This is a genomic window from Pseudoalteromonas sp. CH_XMU1449-3 (assembly GCF_037027245.1).
In the GTDB taxonomy this organism is placed as follows: domain Bacteria; phylum Pseudomonadota; class Gammaproteobacteria; order Enterobacterales; family Alteromonadaceae; genus Pseudoalteromonas; species Pseudoalteromonas shioyasakiensis.
In genome coordinates, this window is record NZ_JAYMDY010000002.1 from 286,616 (window position 1) to 310,884 (window position 24,269).

The following is a 24,269-nucleotide window of genomic DNA, read 5'->3' on the forward strand; positions in this document are numbered from 1 at the left end:
TAACCTTATAAATCGACTACCAGTCTAAATCTACACCTTCAGATAGATGTAGATCTTCTTCTAGTTCTGCTAATTCTGCATCTGAATCCAGTTTTTTGCCACCTTTTGTGAACACATGTAGTTCTGACTTAACTGATTCAGGGCGTTTAATTTTTTCGCTAATTTGTAGTGCCACATTGTCACGAGAGCGGCCCATTTTCGCTCTGAAGGTCGGCAATTCTTCTACAAATACGGTGATATGTTCTGGCATTTCAACAGGGATAATATCGCCAGCTTTAAGCTCCATAATCTGTTGTAGCGTTAAATCAACCTCAAGCAATTGAGTCGATAAATCGACCTCAACATCCATGATCTCATCACGTAATGCTTTACTCCAACGTAAGTCAGTGTCTTCGGTGTCTGATTGCACACCGGCATCGAGTAATTCACGGATTGGCTCAAGCATCGAATAAGGTAATGCGATATGGAAATCACCGCCACCACCATCTAGCTCAATATGGAAAGAGCTAATAACAACCACTTCAGTTGGACTTACGATGTTAGCCATCGCTGGGTTAACTTCTGAGTCAAGGTACTCAAAAGACACATCCATTACCGGCGCCCATGCTTCTTTATAATCTTCGAAGATGATTTTAAGCAGCATTTGAACAATACGGCGTTCTGTTGGGGTAAATTCACGGCCTTCTATTTTTGCATGATAGCGGCCATCACCACCAAAAAAGTTATCCACTAAAATGAATACTAATCGGGCTTCCATGGTAATTAGGCCGGTGCCCTTCAACGGACGAAAACGTACCATGTTCAAACTAGTTGGCACGAATAAGGTATGAATATATTCGCCAAATTTAATCATTTGTACGCCGTTAATCGACACCTCAGCGGTGCGGCGCATCATGTTAAATAGGCTAATTCGCATATGACGGGCAAAACGTTCATTCACGATCTCCAAGGTCGGCATACGACCCCGAACAATACGATCTTGTGATGAGAAGTCATACTGTAAGGTATTACTGTCTAAGTCATCACCTTCGTGAATATCTTCCTCTTCGACTTCATCAACGCCATGTAAGAGCGCATCAATTTCGTCTTGAGATAATAAATCGCTCACGCTGACCCCTTATTGCATCACAAAGCCGGTAAATAATACCCGCTCTATCACTTTGCTACCTTCAACATCACTTAATGCTGATTGTACTTTTTCAAGTGCAGCAACACGTACTGACTCTTTACCTTCACTGGTACCTAATTCATCTGCGGTCGTTGTTGAAAGAACGCCAAGTAAGGTACTTTCGATAAGTGGAATATGCTTTTTGGCAGTTTCTTCGTTCACTTCACCGCGAACAAGTAGCTGAACTTTTATTTGTACAATACGGTCGCGACTAGCACCAGGTACATTAAATACAAATGGGCGTGGCATTGCGACATACAGAGCCGAACCAATCTGTGCAGAGCTCGATGGTGCAGCAGCCTCTGTCACTGTGGTTTCATCTGCTAGGCTTTCTTCAGGGGCATCATCGCCCATAAATAAAAAGTAACCCGCAGCAGCACCAGCAATCAACACTACAGCTGCAATGATGATAATCAGCTTCTTTTTGCCTTTACCCGTATCTTCTATTTCTAAATTTGCTTCTTCGGCCATTGTCACTTCCCTCAAAGTTACAGCAAGCTGTTTATCACGCTGTAACTATTTTATTTCTTATAATAGCAGGACTTATGCATAGTAATCTATTGATGATGAAGATTGTTGTCGAGAAGTTTCTGCGCTTTGTGCTGTTACTTCTGGCTGCTGCTCCTCAGCTTGTTGATTTCCAGCAAGCTGACCTTGCCCAGACTGCTCTTGTTGTTGCTCAGGGTTACCCTGCTGAATACTACTTTCACCAAGTTCAATACCTTGCTGTGCAAGCATTTCTCGTAAACGTGGCATTGATTGCTCTAAAGCTTCTTTAGCCTGCTGATTTTGAACAACAAAATTAATTTGAGCTTGCTCCGCATCGCTACGTATACGAATTTGCATACTGCCCATTTCTGGCGGATCTAAGCGAATTTCAGCTTCTTTATTATTAATATTTAGTAACGCGCTAACTCGCTCTTGAAGCATCTTTGCAGCATCACTTTTTATGATATTAATCGCTTGCATTACACCAGGGTCAACATTCACCGATTTAGATTGAGTCTGAGTTTGCGCAGTTGTTTGTGTATGCATTGTTTGTACTTCTAGTGCTTGCTCATATTGCTGATGAGCCATCTCATAGGCACCTGGTTGTGTTGTTGCATTTGCTTGAGTCGTTAGCTGGGTAAATAATTGAGCTACACGCACAGTAACAGTTTCCTGTGTACGTTCTGTATTAATTTTTGTATCAAGCTCTGTGGTTACTTCTTCACTTGCAACTACTTTTGTCACATCGGCTGTAATTTGCGCGGTATTATTTTGTTTCGCTTTATTATTTTCAACATTAACTGTTGCTGCGGTTACTGGCATCGCAGTACTGGCTGTTGCAGGGGCATTTATAGCCTCTGTCAGCACAGTTTGAGCTGCAGCTAATTTTTCATACTGAGCAGTGCCCGGCGTTAACGTTTGCAGCTGAGTGTTCACTTTGTTTAACAATGCTTGCTGCTCATCCTTAGTCAGCGCCGTGATTTGCTTTTCTACACCTGTAGGTAATTTGTTATCGAGAGCCTTATTGTCAGCTAATTTAGCATCTTGTTTTGCCTGGCTTTCTTCAGCAATGTCTTGCTCTACAGCAAGTTGTGATACAGGACTCTGTGCTGTTTGCGTTGTAGGCTTACTACTGTTCACATCAGTCAATAGCGACTTGATTGTTGCCACCTCATCAGCACCAAGCTTATTATCAGCTTTAAGTTGATTTATTTGTTGCTCAAGTTGCTTTTGTTGCTCAGAGGTTAGCGATACACCTTTAGCGAACTCACTTACAGCCTGCCCATCGCCACTTTGTACTTTGGCCAGCAAGCTAACGATTGACTTATCTGTTACTGGTTTATCTAAAACTGGTTTTTCTGTTACGGCTTGATCAATTTTGGCAGCTGCGTCAGCTGGTTTGTCTGGCACTTTTGCCGTGCCAGCTTCAATGTTTTTAGCAATGCTTTGCTCAGCACTGAAATTTGCTGCTGTTTTGTCAGTGTAGCTTTGTGTTTGTTTTGAATTAACTTCAGCTGTTTTTGTATCTACTTGAGCATCGCTATTTAAATCTGCAACCACCTTATTTAAAACAGTTTTACTTGCCTCATTTACGCCAAGTTCTTTGCCATCAGATGTTTTTGTAGCGTCTGAATTCACAGCCTGTTTCTGAGCGCTATTTAATAGAGCGTCTACATCAACGGTGGTCTCTTTACTGTCAGTTGTTTGTGTTGCACTGGCAAAGTTAGCTACCTGAGGTTTTGTATCCGGCGTATTAACAGCTGAAACACCCTGCTTTTCTTTGTCTGTTAATGGACCATCAACAATCGGAGTCACGCTATCTTTTGGTGGTAAATCGCCAATCGCTTTTAGCTGGCTATCTACCGCTGTCGCAACTTTAGACTTATGTAATAAGCTTGCTATTGAATTGTCGCCTTCAGCGTCGGCTTTTGAATCATCGGTTTGTGCAACGTCTGTCATCGGTGAAGGTATAACAGGTGTAATGGTATCGATTGGGGTTGCTTTTTTATCAACAACTACAGGACTAAAATCATTATTTTCAATCAATTTATTAACACGCGTACTCATAGCTTGAGCCGCATTAATTTGCGAAAGCAGTGAGTTTTCTTCATCTTCTACAAGAGCAAGTTCATCGCTTTGCTCTTTAGTTACAGCTTCATTACGAATATCTGGACTTGTTTTAGTTTGCTGCTGTGTAGACGTGGTAGCAGTTGCAACTTTAGCATCAGCAGTTGTGTTTTCGTCGCCTAATTTGGCATCTGATTTAGGCTCTTCAGAAATACTGACAGCTTTAGTTTCATCAACAGAATGAGTATCTGCATCACTTTTTGTTTGAGGGGTGGTATTTGCTTGCGCGTTTGCCGCTTCACTTGCTTCTGTAAGTGAAGTTAAAAAACTTAAGCCCGATGCTTTGTCGCTAGACTCTGAGTCTTTGCCTGAAAAACCAGTACCTTGCTCAGTTTTAACCTGCAAATTGATATCACTGATCGCCATAATTCACCTAAAACTAAAGAGGCAATTTGCCGCCGCAAGTGCCAAAATTAATGCTACTGGTTAGGCAAATGCAATTAACATGCCTAAAAAAGATAGTATTTTAGAGAAGTGCGTTTTTAAGTTGACGTTGATAAAACTGATTTGAAGCAAATTCATCCAGCATTTTTTGCTCCGCTTTAGCTACTTTCATCGCTTGTTTTTCAGCTTGCTTTTCGATTAATTTCGCCACTGCTTTTGCTTTCACTTGCTGTTTTAACCACAATGCTTTGCGCTGCGTAACAACCTGTTTTGCAGTATTCACTGTGCTGGCTTGCTGGCGTATCGCTTCTTCAATTTTTGCGATAAAGGCATGATATTGACTAAACCCAGCACTAGACAAACCTGAGCGACCTTTCAAATGCAACTGCTGAGAATACTCCATGCGAAAGTTATTCAGCCCTTGCAGTTTTTGTTGATTACTTTGTAAGTGCTGCTGGGCTTTTAAATAATCCATGCGTAAAGATTCTTCTTTATCGCTCTCAAGCTTTAGCAATAAATCAAGTTTACTTTGAGCCATTAACCTTGTCCTAATAACTGCGCAAGACCTTGTAGACCATCATCATAACTGATCACATCTTTCATGCCTTGTTGAAGGAATTGATTCACACGTGGCATCATATTAATTGCTTGGTCAAGCATAGGATCTGTGCCTTTTTGGTACGCACCTAGTGTGATCATATCTTTGTTCTGTTGATACATTGAATACACTTGTTTTAGCACACGAGCTTGTTGCATATGTGCTTCAGATACAACTTGTGGCATAACACGAGAAATCGATTTTTCAATATCAATAGCCGGATAATGACCACTGTCAGCTAAATCTCGAGATAAAACAATGTGGCCATCTAATATAGCGCGAGCAGAGTCAGCAATTGGATCTTGCATATCATCCCCTTCACTAAGCACAGTGAAAAACGCGGTTATTGAACCTTGCCCTTCACCACCATTACCGGCACGTTCCACCAGCGCAGGTAATTTAGCAAATACTGATGGCGGATACCCCTTAGTCGCTGGAGGCTCGCCAACTGCTAAGGCAATTTCACGTTGCGCCATGGCATAACGGGTAACGGAGTCAAGTAATAACAATACGTTAAGACCTTGATCGCGAAAGTATTCCGCAATGGTCACTGCACTTTCACAGCCTTTTAAACGCATTAATGGTGAAGCATCCGCAGGAGCTGCAACCACAACTGAGCGCTTACGCCCTTCAACACCTAAAATTTCTTCAATGAACTCTTTTACCTCACGACCACGTTCACCCACAAGACCTACCACAATTACATCTGCTTCAGAGCCGCGAGTCATCATACCCAGTAATACTGATTTACCGACACCAGAGCCTGCAAACAGACCCATACGCTGGCCTTGACCTACGGTAATAACGGAGTTGATGGCTCGAACACCTACATCCATAGGCTGACTAATTGGTCGTCTTGCAAGAGGGTTAATTGAGTTTTGCGCAAACTTTAAGTGATGCTCAGCATTAATGGCACCTAAGCCATCAAGTGGCCGACCAAGGCCATCCACTACACGGCCAAGTAAACTCATGCCGACAGGCAACCCTGTTTCATTTAGCTTTGGGATAACTCGTGCACCAGGCAGTACGCCAGAGATGTGATCATTTGGCATCAAGTAAAGCGTTTGGTCATTAAAACCAACGACTTCAGCATCAACAAAGCCGTTAATGGTTTCAATTTTACATTGACTGCCAACAGGTGCTCTAAGCCCTTTTGCTTCTAGCGTTAAACCAACGACACGCGTCAGAATACCGGCAACAGCTGGTTTTGGGGCCTTGATATTTTTTTCATAGCGCTGTAAGCGTTCGCTAAGAGTCATTGATTGAGCACTCATAATGAGCCTAAAAAGTATTAGATACCACTGCTATGCAAAAAGTTTTCCAACGTTTCTTTGACGCGGGTTTTTATTGTCATATCGAGGGATGATTGCGGAGTTTTTATTTCACATCCACCCCGTTCTAAAGTCGGTTCTGCAACTAACTGCCAATGATTATCTGCGATAGTTTGTTCGCCATAACTTTCGGTAATTAAAGTAATATCATCAGGATGTAAGTGAATACGTACTTTCGCTTGCTCTTCACCTAACGCATCAATAGCTTGCTTCAAAGCATGTAAAATGACTTCAGGTGAGGTTTTAATTTCTTGGTAAACTAAAACTTCAGTTAACATCACAGCTAACTGCACTAACTGCTTTTCGGCACTTTCATCGACTTTAGATAATGGTTGAGAAAGGCTATCAAGTAAGCTTCTTAAGTTGGTCAGCTGCTCTTCTAAAATTGGCTTTATTTCTTCTTGGCCTTGCTCCTTACCAAGCTCAACACCTTCTTTAAAGCCAGCTTCTTTTCCCTCATGTGCGCCTTTTTCAAAACCATCTATATAGCCTTGCTCATGGCCTTGCTTTAGTCCTTCTTCATAGGCATCTTGACGGATCTTTTCAAGCTCAGCCATTGTTAGCGACGGAATTTCAGGCTCTTCTGGCTGCTCTTCGGCCTGCTGCTTTTGCTGCTCTTTACGATATAAGTCAGCTAAAGGCGTGCCATACGCCGTTGAGCGTCCAGCGAGTTTTGTTGTATCTTGCGTCACTTCAGGAATTGGCCAGTTTTCCAATAATTCATCAGCAGCTTCACTGGCATGCACTGGGCGTCCTGTATGAAATGAAGACTTACTCATGGCTTACAGGAACTCCTCACCACCACCGCCACCAAGCATAATTTCGCCTGAGTCAGCTAAACGGCGTGCCGTAGAAAGAATTTCTTTCTGTGCCGCTTCTACTTCACTAATACGAACAGGGCCCATTGCCTCAAGATCATCAGCGAGTAATTCAGCAGCACGTTTTGACATATTACCCAAAATCTTCTCTTTTAATGCTTCGTCAGTACCTTTAATTGCTTTCATTAATACATCTTGCTGTACTTCACGAAGGATCGCTTGAATACCACGGTCTTCAACATCCATTAAGTTCTCAAAGACAAACATAAGGTCTTGGATTTGCTGTGACATCTCTTCATCGTGTTCACGGATTGAATCCATTAACTGACCTTCAACATTGGTATCTAGGTAGTTCATGATATCAGCAGCCGCTTTCAAGCCACCCATTTTCGCAGCTTGCGCACCAGCTTGACCTGCGAACTGTTTCTCCATGATTTCATTCAACTCTTGCAATGCTGCTGGTTGAACTTCTTCAAGGTTTGCAATACGCATGGTTAAATCTAAGCGCACTTTTTCTGGGAATTGCGACAAGATTTCCGCTGATTGCTCTGGCTCTAAATACGATAAAACAATGGTTTGAATTTGCGGGTGCTCGTTGCGAATAATATTCGCCACTTGCTTTGAATCCATCCACTTCAATGAATCAAGACCTTTCGCCCCTGAGCCCATAACAATTTGGTCAATAAGGCTGGCTGCCTTGTCTTCACCAAGCGCTGCTGTAAGGGCTTTTTTGATAAAGTCTTCAGACTGGAAGCCAATGGTACTGAAGCTTTGAATTTGCTCAATAAACAAATTATGGACTGCGCTAATTTTCGCTTGCGATAAATCATCTAGCGCAGCCATTGCCATACCCACTTTTTGCACTTGCTTTGGCTCTAAGTGCTTAAGGATTTGCGCAGCATCTTCTTCTGATAAGCTCAGCAATAAGATTGCCGCCTTATCAACACCGTCTAATTTATCAACATCAAACGCCGGTGGTAGTTGTTTTTGTTCTTGATCAGTCATCTTCTGTTAACCACGCTTTCACTACTTGAGAAGACAGTTCTGGTTCATTTGCAACCAATGCACGAACTGCTTTGAGTAAATCTTCATCGCCATGTAAGTCTGGCAGCTGTAGTGTACCATCACTTGAGAATCCTACAGCAGCAGAGTCAAAGTCTTTATTTAGCATATCTAGCGTGCTATCACCAATATCTACACCTGCACTTAATGCATCTTCATCATATTCTTCTAGTGTATCGTCTGGGTAAATTAGACGTTTCAGCATAGGTCTTACTACAAAGACAATCAGTACGATGATAACCAGTGCACCTAATGCTAAGCGTAGCATCTTCATGAACCAATCTTGCTCCCAAAGTGGAACTTCAATCGCTTCACCAGCATCTTCACGAACAAATGGCACTGTGACAACCTCAAGTGCATCACCACGCTGCATATCAAAACCAACACCACCTTGTAATAAGCGACGAATATTTGACAATGCTTCTACAGAGCGAGGAACCATGGTTGTTTCACCGTTTTCACCCACCTGCGGTACATAATCAACGGCAACTGAAACACTGATGCGACGGATAACACCGGTTTGCTGACGCTTATGCGAAATAGTTGTATCAAGCTCATAGTTACGTGTTGCTTCTTTATGCGAACGACTTGGGTTCGTTGCTGAGCCTGCTCCACCTTGGCCTGCAATTTCTGGAATATTAGAGTTAACTGGCGGCTGATTCGTTAGCGCACCAGGAATGCCCACTGCAAGACCTCCGATGTTGTTTTCTTCGAACGTGGTTTCACTGCGCACTGCTGGTAAGTCTGGGTTATAACGTTTTTGTGTTTCTTCGACTGCACTAAAGTCCATGTTTAAATCGACTTGCGCGGTATAGTTACCTAAGCCTACAACTGGAATAAGGATGCTATCGATTTTATTTAAGTACTCTTCTTCACGCTTACGTTCAATCTCATACTCTTTACGAGAGCGAGCAGCAAGTGAGTTTTGTGAACCTGAATTAAGTAAGCGACCATTTTGATCGGTAACAGTAACACGCTCTGGCGATAACCCTTGGACTGCTGAGGCAACAATATCAACTACTGAGTCAACTTCTTCACCGTCAAGTGTACGACCGCGTTTTAAGGTAAGCACTACCGTCGCTGAAGGTTGTTTTTCACGACGAGCAAATACGTTTTCTTTTGGAATAGCTAAAAGTACTTTGGCGCGAGTAACATTTTTTAGCTCTTCGATGGTACGTGCAAGCTGTTGCTCACGACCATGTTTTAAACGTTCACGTTCAAGGCGTTGGCTAACACCAAACCCCATGTCTTGCATGATGATGTCAGTACCTGAGCTTGGCGCTTGCTCTAGGCCTTCACGAGCCATCAATAATTTAATGTTTTGGTATTCACCTTCTTCAACAGAGATGACGTTACCATCAAGTTCGTAATCAATCTTTTGAGCGTCTAAAAAGTCCAGCGTTTGAATAAGCTCTTCCGTTGGCATTTTGCCAAGCGGACGCATATCTGGTTGACGAGCCCAAATAATAATAAAAATTGCGATAGCCAAACAGATTGCCAAAGCGATCACTAAAGTAACCTGGCGTAAAACATCTACACCGTTTAAGGCACTTAGGTAGCCTGACTTTTGCTCTTGTTGATCATCAGTATCGGTTGAGTCGATACCGCCGCCTGCTAAGGCTAGATCAGTTGATTGATTAGATTGCGCCACAATAATTCTCCACTACCTAGTTACACAGGCATGTTCATGATTTCTTTATAAGCTTCAACAAGTTTATTTCGAACTTGCACCGTAGCTTCAAAAGCGACTGATGATTTTTGCGAAGCAATCATTACGTCAGCTAAAGAAACACTGCGATCGCCCATTTCCATTGCTGTTACTTTTTGCTTAGCGTCTTGTTGTAAGCCATTCACTGTATCAAGTGCATTGGTAAGTAAATCACCAAACTGTGCCGACGATGTTGGCTGAGTTTGTGTTGGTAAATTATTAATTGAGTTGCTACGGCCTACTTCTGAAGCCATAGCTTGCATTTCTTGAAATAATGCGCTGTTTTGAACTTTCATAATACTCTCTGACAATGCAGTTTACTTATGCACTGATAAAGCACAAACCGTGCCACAAAACAAAACCAACAAATTCAATAGCTTGAATCGTTTATTTTGCATGTCAGAGTTTTGACAGCAAACAAGCTCACAAAAATGTGAGCTTGTTTGAGTAACTTTTTGGAAGGAGTTTATGCAGGTAAGGCTATACCCAAGTCTCGCATTTGCGCCAGTTTATAACGTAACGTGCGCGGACTAATACCTAAGGTTTCTGCAACCTCTTTGCGCTTACCATTACAGCGCGCTAAGGTTTCTAAAATAATACGATGCTCTTTGTCTTTCAGCTCGTCTTTGTAATTACCTTGCTCACTCACTTGTGGCACGGTATCTAAATTAACTTCAACAGGCTGTTCTTGATATACCGGTGCGTTGTGTGGCGGCGTAGCGACTGGCTTGATATCAACCGTAAGCAACTCTTCAATAAAGACATCATCTTGATGAATACTATTACCATCACATAATATCAATGCCCGTTGCATAACGTTATCAAGCTCTCGTACGTTACCTGGCCAAGCATGCGATAGCAGCTTTTGTTTCGCCCCCTCACTTAGTTGAGCGATAGGCTCTTTACTTTTCAGGCAATGACGCTCTATTAAATGCTCAGCCAATACAATAATGTCGCCAGGACGCTCGGCTAATGGTTTCCACATTAGCGGGAATACATTTAAGCGATAATATAAATCTTCTCTAAATAGATTTTCGCTCACTGCTTCTTTTAAATCTCGGTTACTTGTAGCTAGAACGCGAACATCAAGCTCTATGGTTTTACGACCGCCTAAGCGCTCTACTTCACGCTCTTGAAGTACACGCAGTAATTTAGCTTGCAAGCCTAAATCCATCTCAGTGATTTCATCAAGTAAGATGGTACCACCTTGAGCTTGCTCAAATTTACCCGGACAGGCTTGAATAGCGCCGGTAAACGCCCCTTTTTCGTAACCGAATAAGGTTGCTTCAAGCATGTTTTCAGGAATAGCAGCGCAGTTAATAGCCACAAAGGGGGCATCGCTACGATTTGATTTATCGTGGATAAAACGAGCCAAGACTTCTTTACCCGAGCCACTTGGGCCGAGTACCATGACACTGGCATCTGAGCGGGCAACTTTGCTCGCGAGCTCTAATAGCTTAATACTTGATGGATCGGCAACGATTGGGCCATCGGTTTCTTTTTCCTTTTCAGGCAAATAACGACTCACCATATTAAGGAGCACTTCTGGAGCAAACGGCTTTGCCATGTAATCAATCGCGCCTAAACGCATTGCTTCTACAGCATCATCAATAGTGGCATAGGCCGTCATCATTAATACCGGCAGCTCAGGATAGTTAAGTTTAATGCTACGTAGTAGGTCAAGGCCGCTCATAGCGCCCATTTGCACATCACTAACAACCAATGAATAGCTATTTTGCTTAAGCAAGATCATCGCTTGTTCGGCGCTATCTGCAGCAACGCAATCAATACCCGACATTTCAAGAGTATCGATCAGTGCTTCTCGTAAGCCTGCGTCGTCTTCAACGACTAAAATAGAGTTAGTATTCATTTTGCCTCCGCTGACATTGGTTCTGCACTAATTGGCAAGATCAAACTAAAACATGCTCCCCCATGAGCATTATTAGTCACTTCAACCCGTCCTTGGTGCGCATTGGCGACTGAACTTACAACTGCAAGTCCAAGCCCCGTGCCTTGGCTTTTGGTAGTGTAAAAAGGTTCGAATAATTTGTTGGCATGACGTAAATCAACACCTGGGCCATTATCACTGACACTGATACGAACACAGTTTTCGCTAGTTTCGTCACGTTCGGCACTCAGGGTTACCACAGCCTCAGAGCCAATAATTTGAATACTATTGTGGATCAGGTTTTGAATAGCACTCGCCAGAGCAGTTTTATTACCCATAATTTCAATATCTGGCTCAGGCAAGTTCACGCTAAGCTCACTGTTATTTTGTGCAACCATAGCATCAGCACCGGCTTTTACTTCATTAAGTAACTGTTGCATTGAAACGCTTTCGACCACTTGTTGCTCACCACTTTTGGCAAATAACAGCATATCGTTCACTTGGGTTTCTAAATCTTTTAAACGCGACATTAGCTTTGTATGAAAGTTGCCACGCGAGCTTTCTGGCAATCGTTTTGAGCCTAAATTGGCAGCATAAAGCATGGCCGCTGATAACGGTGTTCTAACCTGATGAGCAAGCGAAGCAACCATTTTGCCGAGCGCACTTAAGCGCTGCATATGGGCTACTCGCTTTTGTAAGCGTCTGGTTTCAGTTAAATCTGTCATTAAAATTAACTGCCCTGGCTCTGGAGCAAGCGCAGTAATATCAAGCTTAATTAAACGGCCATCCTTAAGTGATACTTCATGGCCATCGTCTTGCTGTGGTCGAAATGAGCGTTGAATTACGCTAAACCACTTTTCACCTTCAAGGGGCTCACCTAGCATATCAATGGCAATTTGATTGGCTTTTGCGATCATGCCTCGGCCATCTAAAACCACCACACCCGCAGGCATGGTATCAACCAAATGACCTAACCAACTGGCTTGTTGGCGCAGCTCACTCAATTCACCCACATACTCTTCTTGTTGTAAGCATGGGTTATATTGTTTGGCTGTGATAAATTGTGGTTTTAGGACATTTGCTAAGGCCATAATCGATACTCAAAAAATCGTGTCTACCTAGCTAAATGCACAATCCGTACCAAATTTATTTTTGTTTTATTTCAATAAATTAAAGACAAAACAACACTGACAAAAAAATGACAATCGCGAGGGAATAATGCAAAAAGAACACCATTGTCGTTGCCCATGGCTCGATACCAGCAAAGAAGATTATGTGGCCTATCACGACCAAGAATGGGGGGTGCCATTATATGATGATCACCGTTTATTTGAATTTATAACTTTAGAGTCAGCACAAGCGGGACTGAGTTGGTATACCATACTTAAAAAGCGTGATGGCTATCGCAGTGCCTTCAAAAACTTTGTTGTCGAAGAGGTTGCCAAAATGACCGAAGACGACGTCGAACGATTAATGCAGTTTGAAGGTATTATTCGTAATCGCGCTAAAATCGCCGCCACTATCAATAACGCGCAACGTTTTATTGAGATTCAAAAAGAGTTTGGCAGTTTCTCAAATTACCAATGGCAGTTTGTGGGTGGCAAACCTTTGGTAAACAATCTTGATAAATTAGAGGATTACCCGGCTATTACTGAAGCCTCTACAGCATTCGCCAAAGATTTAAAAAAGCGCGGCTTTAAGTTTTTAGGCCCGACGACGGTGTATGCCCACATGCAGGCCTGTGGCATGGTAAATGACCATAGCAATGATTGCTTTAGAAAAGCTGAGATAATCAGTGAATACGAATAGATAAAACCGAGGAAGAAACCTAACGCGGCTTAGTCGCGCGTTAGGTTGTATTTCTTCATTTTTTCGACCAGTGTGGTGCGCCTAACACCTAAAATTTCTGCTGCACGTGCAACAACGTAATCATAGCGCTCTAATGCTTGGCTGATTAAGCTAATTTCTAGCTCAGCAAGATACTCTTTGAGCTCAATTCCTTCATCTGGTAGTAAACCTGAGTCAACCGTTGTTGCTGGTACATCAGGTTCTTCATCATCATAATCACTAAAGCCAGTACTGAAAATATCGTTGAAAGCATCTCGCTCCATCAACTCTTCTGGGTACTCAGGCTCATAAGCCTCAACTTCAATATAACGATATTTAGCTGGAAGGTCTGGCACATCAACTACTTTATCAGGGAACATGATTACCATTCGCTCAACTAAGTTAGCAAGCTCACGAATATTCCCCGGCCACGCATGCTCTTTTAAGCTTTGAATCGCACGCTCAGTGAATTTGGCCGTTGTGCCACTTTGCTCGTTCACACGACGCATTAGCTCTTTTAATAGTAGAGGGATGTCGTCAGCACGCTCACTAAGCGAAGGATTTTCAATTGGAAACACGTTTAAGCGATAAAAAAGGTCTTCACGGAAGTCGCCCTTTTCAATCATTTCTTCAAGGTTGCGGTGAGTCGCAGCAATAATGCGTACATCTGCTTGAATAGGCTTAGTACCCCCTACTCGCTCATAGCTACGCTCTTGCAACACACGCAGTAGTTTAACCTGCATTTGCAAAGGCATATCACCAATTTCATCAAGAAACAGCGTGCCGCCTTGCGCTAATTCAAAACGCCCTTTTCGCGCTGATATTGCGCCCGTAAAGGCACCCTTTTCATGGCCAAATAGCTCACTTTCAAGTAGTTCGCCTGGGATAGCACCACAGTTTACCGGCACAAATGGCCCGGTATTGCGTTTAGAGAGTAAATGAACGTTGCGTGCAACAACTTCTTTACCTGTGCCTGACTCACCTAAGATCAGCACATTGGCATCGGTTTTTGCTACTTGCTCAATTAAAAAGCGCACATCTTTTACAGCTTCGGTTTCACCGACTAAACCATCAAATGATTTGTTAGATTTAGCTTGTTTATGGTCACCCGGTAGCATGCGCTGATATTGCTGACAATCATGCAATAGCTGAGTAGTTACATCATGGTTAAATGGCTCACAAATTAAACCAACTACATTTGCAATGCTTAGTAACGGTTTGAGTGTTTCACCAATTAATAAAAACGGAATGGCAGGAAACTGTTTGATCACAGCCTCGTGATTTAGCTGCTGTAAAGCACCAAGAATGACCATACATTCTTGCTGTTGATGTTTTTCACAAAAAGACTGTAACGAAGTCTCATCAACTAATTGTGCAGTTTCACCAATGAAGGTAAGTGCTGCATGTAAACCTATCGCACGATTATTATTATTGTCTAAAATTAAGATCATTATTGGCGAACCACAGTTACCACGAGGTTAGTTAATTTCTAAATTGTAAGCGAGTTTAGGAGGGATGCAAGCGCTAAGCGGCAATTTATTGACATCAACGCCAAAAAATAGTCACTTAGCACTAAAATTTAATACTAAAGAATTAAAGTAAACCTAATATAGATTCGGCTGAACGATTTGCCTGACCACGTAAGGCAATCGATGCTTGCGATAAAATATCATTAGCTACTTGATCAGACACAGCTTTTGCATAGTCAGTATCTTCTATTCGGCTTTGGCTCGCAGCAATGCTCTCTCGCTGGTTGCCTAAACCTTTTATCGTACTCGCCAAGGTGTTTTGAAAAGCGCCTAGCTCAGCTCTTTGGGTGTTAATTTCCTCAGCTGCTTGGTCGCTAATATCAATCGCAGCTTGAGCTCCTGCTTGGGTTGAAATATCGATTCCTGCAATAACTGAAGCAATACTGCCATCAGATGGCGTCACTGATTGTGTGGTGTTGGCATCAGGACCAACTTGAAACGACACTTGCTCACCATCAAATAAAGGTTTACCACCGAATGTCGCATTTTCAAACGTTTCTGATATTTGCGTTTGTAATTGCGACACTTCTTCTTGAAGTGCAGCCCTATCACTGTCTGTGAGCGCACCATTACCCGCTTGAATAGACAGCTCTCGAATGCGAGAAACGGCATCATTTACACCAGATAGATTTGACTCTGTCACTTGTGAGTAAGAAATGCCGTCGTAAGCATTGTTAATTGCTTGACTGTAGCCATCTTGCTGCGATGTTAATCGATCAATAATTTGCAGTGCAGCGGCATCATCTGCCGCTGAGTTTACTTTTTTACCTGATGCTAGTTGCTCAGTAAGCTTATTACCCGTTTGCTGAGTTTGGTTTAAAAACCCGGTATTGGGTGATTGAATTTTCATGGCGGCCTCCGACAAACCGATTGCTTAAATTATAGCTTAATTTGCCAAATTTTGTACTTTGTACCATGGTTTAGATAAATTAACTTGGCATCTGACTTGCTAGTGTATTAGTTAATAGTTAAATTACTGAGAATTGTGTCAAAATTCTCACTTTGCGTATCAAACGCCAATGAAAAATAACTCGGGTAACACTATGTTCGACAATAAAACAATTTTAATTACCGGTGGTACCGGTTCATTCGGTAAAAAATACGTCAAAACGCTTCTAGAACGCTATAAGCCAAAAAAGATCATTATCTTTTCGCGTGACGAACTCAAACAGTTTGAAATGCAGCAAGAGTTTGACCAACCGTGTATGCGGTATTTTATTGGTGATGTACGCGATAAAGAAAGGCTTCGCCGTGCTATGCGCGGCGTGAACTATGTGATTCACGCAGCAGCATTAAAACAAGTTCCAGCCGCTGAATACAACCCAATGGAGTGCATCAAAACTAATATCAATGGCGCAGAGAATGTAATTGACGCCGCCCTTGATAATAACGTAGAAAAAGTCATTGCACTGTCGACTGATAAAGCCGCGAATCCAATCAACTTATATGGTGCGACAAAACTTGCATCAGACAAGTTATTTGTTGCTGCTAATAATATTGCTGGCGGCCATAAAACAACTTTTTCAGTAGTAAGATACGGTAACGTAGTGTGTTCGCGTGGCTCTGTTGTGCCTATTTTCCAAAAGTTTATCGACCAAGGCCGCGACCATATACCAATTACTCATGAAGAAATGACTCGCTTTTGGATTAGCCTGCAACAAGGTGTTGATTTTGTTTTAACTAACTTTGAGCGTATGTTAGGTGGCGAAATTTTCGTTCCGAAGATCCCTTCAATTCGTATTACTGATCTTGCCAAAGCAATGGCACCTGAATTACCAATTAAGGTTATAGGTATTCGACCAGGTGAAAAGTTACATGAGGTCATGTGCCCGGCCGACTTATGCTTTGAAACGTACGAATATAGCGACCACTTTGTTATCGCTCCGGGTATAAAATTCAGTAGTCGTAGCAATGATTTTACTGTGAATGCTATTGGTGAAAAAGGCAAAAAAGTTACCCAAGGTTTCGAGTATAACTCGCTTGATAACCCTGAATATATGAGTATTGAAGAAATTAAAAACTTCAATGTTCAAGCATTATTGTAAAATTTATTATGACGAATAAGGTAATTCCTTACGGCAAACAAAGTATTTCGCAAGAAGACATCAATGCCGTAATTGATGTATTAAAGTCTGACTGGTTAACACAGGGCCCTGCTGTTCCAGCATTTGAAAGTGCCATTGCAGAATATTGTGATGCTCACTATGCCTGTGCCACTAACAGTGCGACTTCAGCGTTACATATTGCTTGCCTTGCTTTAGGCGTAGGTAAAGGTGACATTGTATGGACGTCGCCAATCTCCTTTGTCGCATCGAGTAACTGCGCCCTGTATTGTGGCGCAGACATCGATTTTGTTGATATCGACCTTGAAACAGGCAATATGTCTGTTGCAGCGCTTCAAGAAAAGCTAACGTTAGCCAAACAAAGCCAGCAACTTCCTAAAGTCGTGATCCCTGTTCATTTAGCTGGTCAGTCATGCGATATGGCAGCAATCAATGCACTTGCCAAAGAGTATGGTTTTAAGGTTATTGAAGATGCCTCGCATGCTATTGGCGCGAAGTACAAAGATAAGCCTGTTGGCAGCTGTATTTATTCAGATATTACTGTGTTTAGCTTTCATCCAGTCAAGATAATTACATCTGCTGAAGGGGGGATGGCGGTTACCAACTGTGCTGAGCTCAACAAAAAAATGAGCCGCTTGCGAAGCCATGGTATTACTAATATTCCTGAAGAAATGACCGAGCCAAGTCACGGCCCTTGGTATTATCAACAGTTAGAGCTTGGTTTTAATTATAGAATGACTGATATGCAAGCCGCTTTAGGACTGAGTCAGTTAAAGCAGCTAGACAACTTTGTATCAGTGAGAAACGACATTGCAACAACATATAACCATGCGTTTGCAAATTCAACGCTAGCTCATTTAACACAATCGGATGATTGTTACTCTAGCTACCATTTATATATTGTTCGTTTAACCCAATGTAACGTAGAAAAACACAAGTCAGTCATTACAGGTATGCGCGAGCAAGGAGTTATTGCTCACTTGCATTATATACCGATCCATTTACAGCCTTATTATCAAGCTTTAGGCTTTTCGGAAGGTGATTATCCAAATGCAGCAACTTACTACAAACAGGCTGTTACCATTCCTCTGCACCCAACTATGACAGCAAATGAGCAGCAATTCGTTATCAAAACACTGATTGATTTATTATGAAGCTCGCTTTAGGCACAGTGCAATTTGGCTTGAATTACGGTGTGAGTAACCGTTCAGGGAAAACTAAGACCGATGAAGTTAAGCGGATCTTAAAGCTAGCAAAAAGTGCTTCGTTAAATACGATTGATACTGCTGCAGCCTACGGTGATGCTGAAGCTGTTTTAGGCAATTGCGCTATTGATGATTTCAACATCGTGAGTAAAGTAAAACCTTTACCTAATTCATGTAATGAGGAAGAGTGGGTTCACTCTTGCCTTGAGCATACACTTTCCGACTTACATTTAAACGCTATTTATGGGCTACTTTTACATAACGCTGACGATTTAAAGAAATACCCAAGCCTTTTAAATGTTTTATACAATCTTAAAGCTGACAATAAAGTAGCCAAAGTAGGCTTATCGGTTTACTCACCTAACCAGATTAGCGAACCTATTTTAGAGCAAATTGATTTAATCCAGCTACCTGCAAATATATTTGATCAACGTTTTTTAACAGCAGATTTATTGAAAAAGTTTAAAAAAAATAAAGTTGAAGTTCACACTCGTTCAGCTTTTTTGCAAGGCTTACTATTGATGTCTGAAGGTGAGTGGCCTGAATATTTTAACCCAATAAAACAGTCCCTTGAGATTTTTCATCATATGGCTAAGCGTTTAAACATGACACCTTTAGCACTGGCTATTAACTACGTTGTTGGTATTGAATCAATTGATAAAGTTGTCATAGGTGTTAACAGCGAAGTCCAGCTGGAAGAGATTTTACAAGCGTTAGACAGCAAGTTAGAACCAAATGTATTTTTTAACGAACTTGCTATCGAAGACGAAAGTTTTATAAATCCTGCCAAATGGCAGCTCAGTTAGTAAAAATCACTGTAGTGAAGCGCTTGCTTTGTAGAGTTTTTGATTAGCTCTGCAGTCTTATTTGGGCCGACATTAAACAAACTATCAATCGCGCTTAAATGCGACTCAAAACTACCATTTCTTTGAATGTATTCAGGGTGCTCAAAGTTTTGATAGTAAACATCTATATTATTTTTTACCAGTTGCCCACCAGGCGTAAATTCTTCAATATAATTTTTTGCTCCCATCGGCGACAAGTAAACGTTACAGTCTAATATGTTACATAAGGAAACTAACCGGCTATCTTTTACGCCTTCAACATTAGATAGTTTTGAAGATATGTAAGTTGGCGTGCTAATACCGATATAATCCATTAGAGCCTTAATAAGAGCTATATTAAACTGAGCTACAGTATTTAAGTTATCTTTTTCAAACACCGATGAAAGGATTGGGAATAGCTCTTCAAAATAGTCAGTTTTATTATAGTTTTCATAAATACTTTTTAAGTGCTTTTTCTTCCAAACTGTTTCTTTTACAAATGAGGTGTTTTCAATAGTGGCAGCTGATCTCCCATTCGGTGTTGATACATGACAACTAAGCATCAAGGGTTGATTTTTAGCCTTTATTCTATTTCTGATATGCCAATCACTTTTCTCTAATTTTACATCATCAAGAAATACAAACTTATCTGCGCTTTGTATCAATGCAAAGTAACCTAGCCATGGTAAATAAGTCGGCTGCATTACACTTAAAATCATACACTGAAGCCCTCTTTGTATAGGCTCAAAGTAAACTCGTAAGGATACCCACCAATTTTTGTGACATAGTCATGCTTTAAATTCACAAAGGGAGTCATTTCTTGCTTGCACATGTCAAAAATAACCATGGGATCTATATAAAATAAAGTAGGATCTTCATACTCTACATAAGTTGATAACGCATTAAAAATAATGGACTTTTCACATGCAGCAAAACTTTTAGTAAGAGCGCTTTTCATAAACGAAAAATTATCAGTTGTTTTGTTATTAAAAACACCACTGATTAAAACGTGATCATAGCCAAGTGGCATAGCATCACTGTAGATATCAAACAGTTTAAATTTAGACTTTCTATCGTCCGAAAATTTTTTTTCGGCAGAATGAATAAACTCTGGGACAAAGTCTAAACCCAAATAATCCCCTGTAAATCCATTATCACGGAAAAATGCCAACATATCTCCAAGTCCACAACCTAGATCAACAACCCGGCTTTTGTTTGATATTTGCTCAAGAAAAATTTTAAACCTAACATTTTGAGCTTCTTTAGAAACATGCTGAACAGATTGGTGACTATTGCCAAATTTAGCATATAAACCTTGATAATAACTTTTTAGGCTTTCACTCTTACCTGTAGTCATTTATAAATCTCACCATGTTAGTTAATTGAGTTTTAGGCGTAGCAGGCTGAACAAACAAATTTACAATTTTATTTCCGATTTCTTCCGCATTCGGGTAATAACCTTGAGTTTGCAGAAGGCCTAAAGAGCGGTAGTGGCTAGTGAACAATATGTTTTGTTGCTTGGCTGCATTTAAAAATCGCTCTCTATTTTCAATAAATAAAGGGTATCGCCAATACGTTATTTCAGGATTGTACTTAAGCCTTTTAAATTTTTCATTAGAAACAGTTTGCTCTATAAAAGCAATGTTCGACTTTCTGATGGCTGTTAATTTATCTAGCTTTTTTAAACCTTCTAATACATGAGTTATTTGGATAAGATCAGAAAATTGAGCCATTTTATTATCATCTAAGAAGTCTCTAGCCCTGTCAGCAAAAGTCTGACAATTTGTCATTAATGCTCCACCATAGTTTTGGCTAATAGGCTTATCATAGCCAAAACTAATTACTGAGAAATCACCAAAGCTCCCTATTGGACGGCCTTTAAATTTGCCGCCATACGCAAGGCAAGCATCTTCAATTAAAATGACACCTTTTCGCTTAGCATAATCAGTAATTTCATCAATTGCGCAAAAGTGGCCATACCCATGAACAGCAAGAATGGCCGAAATATCATCATCCATTACTGATTCAATTTGTTCAACTTCCATAGAAAGAGAGCTTAGTGAAACATCAGCTAGCACAACTGAATAACCAGCCATTTGAATAGAGAATAAAACAATGGGACAACAACTTGCAGGCATGACTACCTTACTACCTTGCTCTAAACCTGCGCATTTAAGAGCTGTGATAATTGCAAAACTGCCTGAGCGGGTTAAGATGGCATGATTTCGAACAAAGTAACCCGCTAACTCTTTTTCTAACTCGTCTAAACCCAAATTCTAATATCCTTTCGGTATGTAGCAAGCACGAAGGTTTCTGGCTGAGTCAATACTTCTACTTTTGTTGTATATGCTGCTAAATCATCAATTAATTTTTTAAAGTTATAAAAGCGCCACTGCGAATAACGGTGTATCAGAGGTATCGTTTTTTCATATTCTAAGTCACTATTTCCTTTAATTTCTGACTCAAAGTTCGCATCAAGAATATCTCCTAATAGAATCAAGCCGCCAGGCTTTGTGACTCGAATCATTTCTAATATCACTTCTAGAGCATAGTCATATGAAGGAAAGTAGTGAAAAATGCTGTAGCAAAGCACTCTATCAAAATAATTATTCTTGAATCTTAAACTATTTGCTTCTGACTGAGTGAATGCTCCATCTGGCAACAACATTTTTGCTTTGTCTACCATAGATTCAGAGTAATCAACCCCCACTAATTCGTTAAAATTATTAGCTATCTTAGAGAGCAACAAACCATTACCACAGCCTACATCCAAAACATTACCTTTAGAGGCTGAGTTTAACTCTAGCTTACTTAATACATCTGCACTCAGTGCAAGCCAAGCACTATCTTCGAATGGGCGTCCAACCTGTTCTTTGAAGTCAGCACTTGCATTTGCTATTGAATCCCATTCAGCTTGTTTCGATTCAAATTCGTTCATTTCAAACCTTCATAATTTCAAGTGCTAAGTTTCGCGTTGAATAAGTATTATAAGTTTCAACAAATGAATTTACTTGTTTTGTTTTTTGCTTGATGAAACTGGTTATCCCTTGATTTAACTTATCAACACTTGCATCTTCAGCCAGACCTAAATCGTAAGTTAAATTATTTTTGGCTAATTCTAAAGTATCTTGATGTTGTTCGCGTGTTTGCGAAATAGAACAATTAGGTATTAAACAAAATCCAGCTTCATATTTAGTTAACCCTCCACCACTAATGATTAAATCACTATCAGCAAAGTAACTCGAAATATCTTCAGTAAACCCTACTATTTCTACCTTATTATTTTCAACATTGAGTTGCGGCTTTTCTTTATCTATAAGAGTAAAGTCGATACCAGTAAAAACTTGGTCCAAAGCCGCAATAACTTTTACACCAACACCAAAAGCGTCGTAACCCCCTATAAAAATAAGCACTTTTTCAATTTCATTTTTATATGGTAATGCTAATTTTTCTCCCCTTAAGGCAACTAGCTCGGGTGAAAATGAAAAATAATTCACACCTAAGCAGCTAGGATTAGTAGTTTGATAAAATGAATCAGCATTCAAACGAAAATTAATAAGAAGGTTAACAAAATCAAAGTTGTATTGATTAAAGTCATCAATAACACATAACTTAAAACCAGCACGCTTTAAATTGAGCAGATGTTGTTGAGAAAAATCGTAGCTATCACAAATAATAGTTGTGTTTTCAGCATCGCGCAGTTCCTTTAGTACTTTAAAAGAGTAAAAACAAATTTTTTGCTCAGCAAATAAGTCGTAGTTACCATAAAAATAAACTTTAGGGCTGTTCGATAGAACACTTATTTGTCTGGCAATGTTTAGACTCCTTGATAAATGCCCTAAACCAGTACTTTTCGATGCGTTGCAATAAAAAATATACTTAGCTTTAGTTCGCATAGTTATTGATATCTTCATATGCAAACCTAAGAACGTCATGTAAAAGCCAACAACGCCCGCTAAATCTACCAGAAACAAGTATATTACTGTATGCAGACGTTAGAGTCTGATAATTAACTTCAGTCGCTTCTGCAAATTCCTTTGTAGGTACAGGGAAAGTATTTTCAATTTGCTGGACAAAGCCACTTTTTATAGAAGCATCTTCAGCAACCAACCCCATATTCCTTAGATCTTCTACACCTTCATTTAAAGTAAACTCAGCTTCACTTTTATCTCTAAGCACCTCAGCAGATACAGAGTGAGTTTTCTCTGTTCGTAAATTATCATAAAGAGTGATTCTAAAAATTTCAGAGCTTGGATCCCAGTTCCATAAATAGTGAGATTTATTATTATTGAGGGGTTTATCAAATGTTGCATGCAAGATATAAGCAGTTCGGAACGTAGGCCGATAGCTATGAATAGGTAATTCTCCCGCATGTAATGCAAAAACAGGAGGTGCGCTCCAAAAAACAAGTTCAGTGTTAATTACATCACTGTTACTTAGTTCTACAGAGTCGATTTTACCATTTGATTCAAATATTTTTTTTACTTGAGTGTTAGTGATAATTTCAACGCCTAAAGCCTGTGCTTTATTCACGAGCTCTGATATCCATAACTGAACTCCATCAGTATTTGGATAAAAGTAATATGGCATCGAAAAATTATTTTCTTTTAAATATGTGTCATATTCACTACTTTTATGAAAGCCTAACTTTTTATCTATTTCAGGATGTTGTTTTAATATTCTCGTTAAGTTTTCATCAAATGCTTTTATCCTATTAGCACCAAAGTAGTTGATACTAGTGCTCGTGGATAAACGTTTTTTATCGACATCCTTTCCGTACAACTTATTGATAACTGGCATCGCCAAGTTTTCATAAAACGTTGGCCCTAGAGTTTCTTCCAAATATGTTTCTATATCTATTGCAGAACTTGGCAGAACAGAAGATAAAAACTCACCAATACCTATGTGATAAACATCTTTATTTAACTTTCTGGCATCAATAGTTTGTGTTTCTAAGTCCCAAGAACCAGCGAAATAGTTTCCTGTTTCAAGGCGTTGAAATTGATGCCACTGTGTTTCATTATTCTCAAAGTTAAAGAGAATATCATCAACCTCCTGTATTCCAGTTGTAACTGGAATATGAGTTCCCTGGTCATAAATATTACCTTTGTCATCTTTGACTGAACTTAGCAAACCTCCGACTGCAGTACCTTGCTCAACCAACAAAACTCGATCATATCTTTTTTTTAGTAATATACTCGCGGTGAGGCCACAGACGCCACCACCTACAACAATACATGTTTTCATA

The 24,269-nt window shown here is 40.4% G+C and carries 23 protein-coding genes; 4 read left to right on the top strand and 19 right to left on the bottom strand.

The window, feature by feature from the left end:
• Positions 1-16: 16 nt before the first annotated feature.
• The 11 genes from fliM to WA256_RS03895 form a co-directional block, all read right to left on the bottom strand.
• Positions 17-1,108, bottom strand: a complete 1,092-nt coding sequence (fliM, locus tag WA256_RS03845; protein WP_054553268.1) for a flagellar motor switch protein FliM — start codon at positions 1,106-1,108, stop codon at positions 17-19.
• Between the two features lie 9 nt (positions 1,109-1,117).
• The gene (fliL, locus tag WA256_RS03850; protein WP_054562177.1) at positions 1,118-1,639 is read right to left on the bottom strand and encodes a flagellar basal body-associated protein FliL; all 522 of its coding nucleotides are present in this window, start codon (positions 1,637-1,639) and stop codon (positions 1,118-1,120) included.
• A 72-nt stretch (positions 1,640-1,711) separates the two neighbouring features.
• Positions 1,712-4,150, bottom strand: a complete 2,439-nt coding sequence (locus WA256_RS03855; protein WP_335989111.1) for a flagellar hook-length control protein FliK — start codon at positions 4,148-4,150, stop codon at positions 1,712-1,714.
• Between the two features lie 100 nt (positions 4,151-4,250).
• On the bottom strand, positions 4,251-4,706 hold the full coding sequence (gene fliJ / locus WA256_RS03860; protein ID WP_055020703.1) for a flagellar export protein FliJ: 456 nt from the start codon (positions 4,704-4,706) through the stop codon (positions 4,251-4,253).
• Entirely contained in the window at positions 4,706-6,040 is a 1,335-nt protein-coding gene (fliI, locus tag WA256_RS03865; protein WP_055197963.1) for a flagellar protein export ATPase FliI, read from the bottom strand. Before fliI ends, fliJ begins: the two co-directional genes overlap by 1 nt.
• A gap of 17 nt (positions 6,041-6,057) precedes the next feature.
• The gene (gene fliH / locus WA256_RS03870; RefSeq protein ID WP_063528645.1) at positions 6,058-6,876 is read right to left on the bottom strand and encodes a flagellar assembly protein FliH; all 819 of its coding nucleotides are present in this window, start codon (positions 6,874-6,876) and stop codon (positions 6,058-6,060) included.
• A gap of 3 nt (positions 6,877-6,879) precedes the next feature.
• The gene (fliG, locus tag WA256_RS03875) at positions 6,880-7,920 is read right to left on the bottom strand and encodes a flagellar motor switch protein FliG (protein WP_054553274.1); all 1,041 of its coding nucleotides are present in this window, start codon (positions 7,918-7,920) and stop codon (positions 6,880-6,882) included.
• Entirely contained in the window at positions 7,913-9,628 is a 1,716-nt protein-coding gene (gene fliF, locus WA256_RS03880; RefSeq protein ID WP_054562182.1) for a flagellar basal-body MS-ring/collar protein FliF, read from the bottom strand. The genes fliG and fliF overlap by 8 nt, the downstream gene beginning before the upstream one ends.
• Positions 9,629-9,648: 20 nt before the next feature.
• Entirely contained in the window at positions 9,649-9,981 is a 333-nt protein-coding gene (gene fliE, locus WA256_RS03885) for a flagellar hook-basal body complex protein FliE (RefSeq protein ID WP_054562183.1), read from the bottom strand.
• Between the two features lie 170 nt (positions 9,982-10,151).
• Positions 10,152-11,555, bottom strand: a complete 1,404-nt coding sequence (locus tag WA256_RS03890; protein WP_335989117.1) for a sigma-54-dependent transcriptional regulator — start codon at positions 11,553-11,555, stop codon at positions 10,152-10,154.
• The gene (locus tag WA256_RS03895; RefSeq protein ID WP_054562185.1) at positions 11,552-12,664 is read right to left on the bottom strand and encodes a sensor histidine kinase; all 1,113 of its coding nucleotides are present in this window, start codon (positions 12,662-12,664) and stop codon (positions 11,552-11,554) included. Before WA256_RS03895 ends, WA256_RS03890 begins: the two co-directional genes overlap by 4 nt.
• A gap of 127 nt (positions 12,665-12,791) precedes the next feature.
• On the opposite strand from WA256_RS03895, the gene WA256_RS03900 reads away from it, so the two are divergent.
• The gene (locus WA256_RS03900) at positions 12,792-13,382 is read left to right on the top strand and encodes a DNA-3-methyladenine glycosylase I (protein ID WP_335989118.1); all 591 of its coding nucleotides are present in this window, start codon (positions 12,792-12,794) and stop codon (positions 13,380-13,382) included.
• Positions 13,383-13,411: 29 nt separating this feature from the next.
• Here WA256_RS03900 and WA256_RS03905 read toward each other — a convergent pair whose 3' ends face one another.
• Positions 13,412-14,851 (bottom strand): sigma-54 dependent transcriptional regulator, encoded by a 1,440-nt coding sequence (locus tag WA256_RS03905; protein WP_055197959.1) that lies wholly within the window; start codon positions 14,849-14,851, stop codon positions 13,412-13,414.
• Between the two features lie 142 nt (positions 14,852-14,993).
• Positions 14,994-15,779: a flagellin N-terminal helical domain-containing protein gene (locus WA256_RS03910; protein ID WP_335989121.1), complete on the bottom strand. Its 786-nt coding sequence runs from the start codon at positions 15,777-15,779 to the stop codon at positions 14,994-14,996.
• A gap of 193 nt (positions 15,780-15,972) precedes the next feature.
• Between WA256_RS03910 and pseB the strand changes: the two genes are divergently transcribed.
• The 3 genes from pseB to WA256_RS03925 are packed head-to-tail and all read left to right on the top strand — an operon-like array spanning position 15,973 to position 19,003.
• Positions 15,973-16,974 (top strand): UDP-N-acetylglucosamine 4,6-dehydratase (inverting), encoded by a 1,002-nt coding sequence (gene pseB / locus WA256_RS03915; protein WP_062566976.1) that lies wholly within the window; start codon positions 15,973-15,975, stop codon positions 16,972-16,974.
• Positions 16,975-16,982: 8 nt separating this feature from the next.
• A complete protein-coding gene (pseC, locus tag WA256_RS03920; protein WP_335989125.1) occupies positions 16,983-18,146 on the top strand; it encodes a UDP-4-amino-4,6-dideoxy-N-acetyl-beta-L-altrosamine transaminase in 1,164 nt (387 codons plus the stop codon).
• The gene (locus tag WA256_RS03925; RefSeq protein WP_335989127.1) at positions 18,143-19,003 is read left to right on the top strand and encodes an aldo/keto reductase; all 861 of its coding nucleotides are present in this window, start codon (positions 18,143-18,145) and stop codon (positions 19,001-19,003) included. The genes pseC and WA256_RS03925 overlap by 4 nt, the downstream gene beginning before the upstream one ends.
• On the opposite strand, the gene WA256_RS03930 is transcribed toward WA256_RS03925, so the two are convergent.
• Genes WA256_RS03930 through WA256_RS03955 form a run of 6 tightly spaced genes read right to left on the bottom strand, consistent with a single transcriptional unit; the run spans position 19,000 to position 24,268 of the window.
• A complete protein-coding gene (locus WA256_RS03930) occupies positions 19,000-19,740 on the bottom strand; it encodes a WbqC family protein (RefSeq protein ID WP_175082346.1) in 741 nt (246 codons plus the stop codon). The genes WA256_RS03925 and WA256_RS03930 overlap by 4 nt on opposite strands.
• Entirely contained in the window at positions 19,737-20,378 is a 642-nt protein-coding gene (locus WA256_RS03935) for a class I SAM-dependent methyltransferase (RefSeq protein ID WP_152996549.1), read from the bottom strand. Before WA256_RS03935 ends, WA256_RS03930 begins: the two co-directional genes overlap by 4 nt.
• A complete protein-coding gene (locus WA256_RS03940; RefSeq protein WP_058586401.1) occupies positions 20,365-21,294 on the bottom strand; it encodes a DegT/DnrJ/EryC1/StrS family aminotransferase in 930 nt (309 codons plus the stop codon). The genes WA256_RS03935 and WA256_RS03940 overlap by 14 nt, the downstream gene beginning before the upstream one ends.
• Positions 21,285-21,959 (bottom strand): class I SAM-dependent methyltransferase, encoded by a 675-nt coding sequence (locus WA256_RS03945; RefSeq protein WP_058586402.1) that lies wholly within the window; start codon positions 21,957-21,959, stop codon positions 21,285-21,287. Before WA256_RS03945 ends, WA256_RS03940 begins: the two co-directional genes overlap by 10 nt.
• 1 nt (position 21,960) lies before the next feature.
• On the bottom strand, positions 21,961-22,935 hold the full coding sequence (locus WA256_RS03950) for a glycosyl transferase (protein ID WP_175082342.1): 975 nt from the start codon (positions 22,933-22,935) through the stop codon (positions 21,961-21,963).
• Complete coding sequence (locus WA256_RS03955; protein ID WP_335989134.1) at positions 22,907-24,268, bottom strand: NAD(P)-binding protein; 1,362 nt, start codon at positions 24,266-24,268, stop codon at positions 22,907-22,909. The genes WA256_RS03950 and WA256_RS03955 overlap by 29 nt, the downstream gene beginning before the upstream one ends.
• Between the last annotated feature and the right edge of the window lies 1 nt (position 24,269).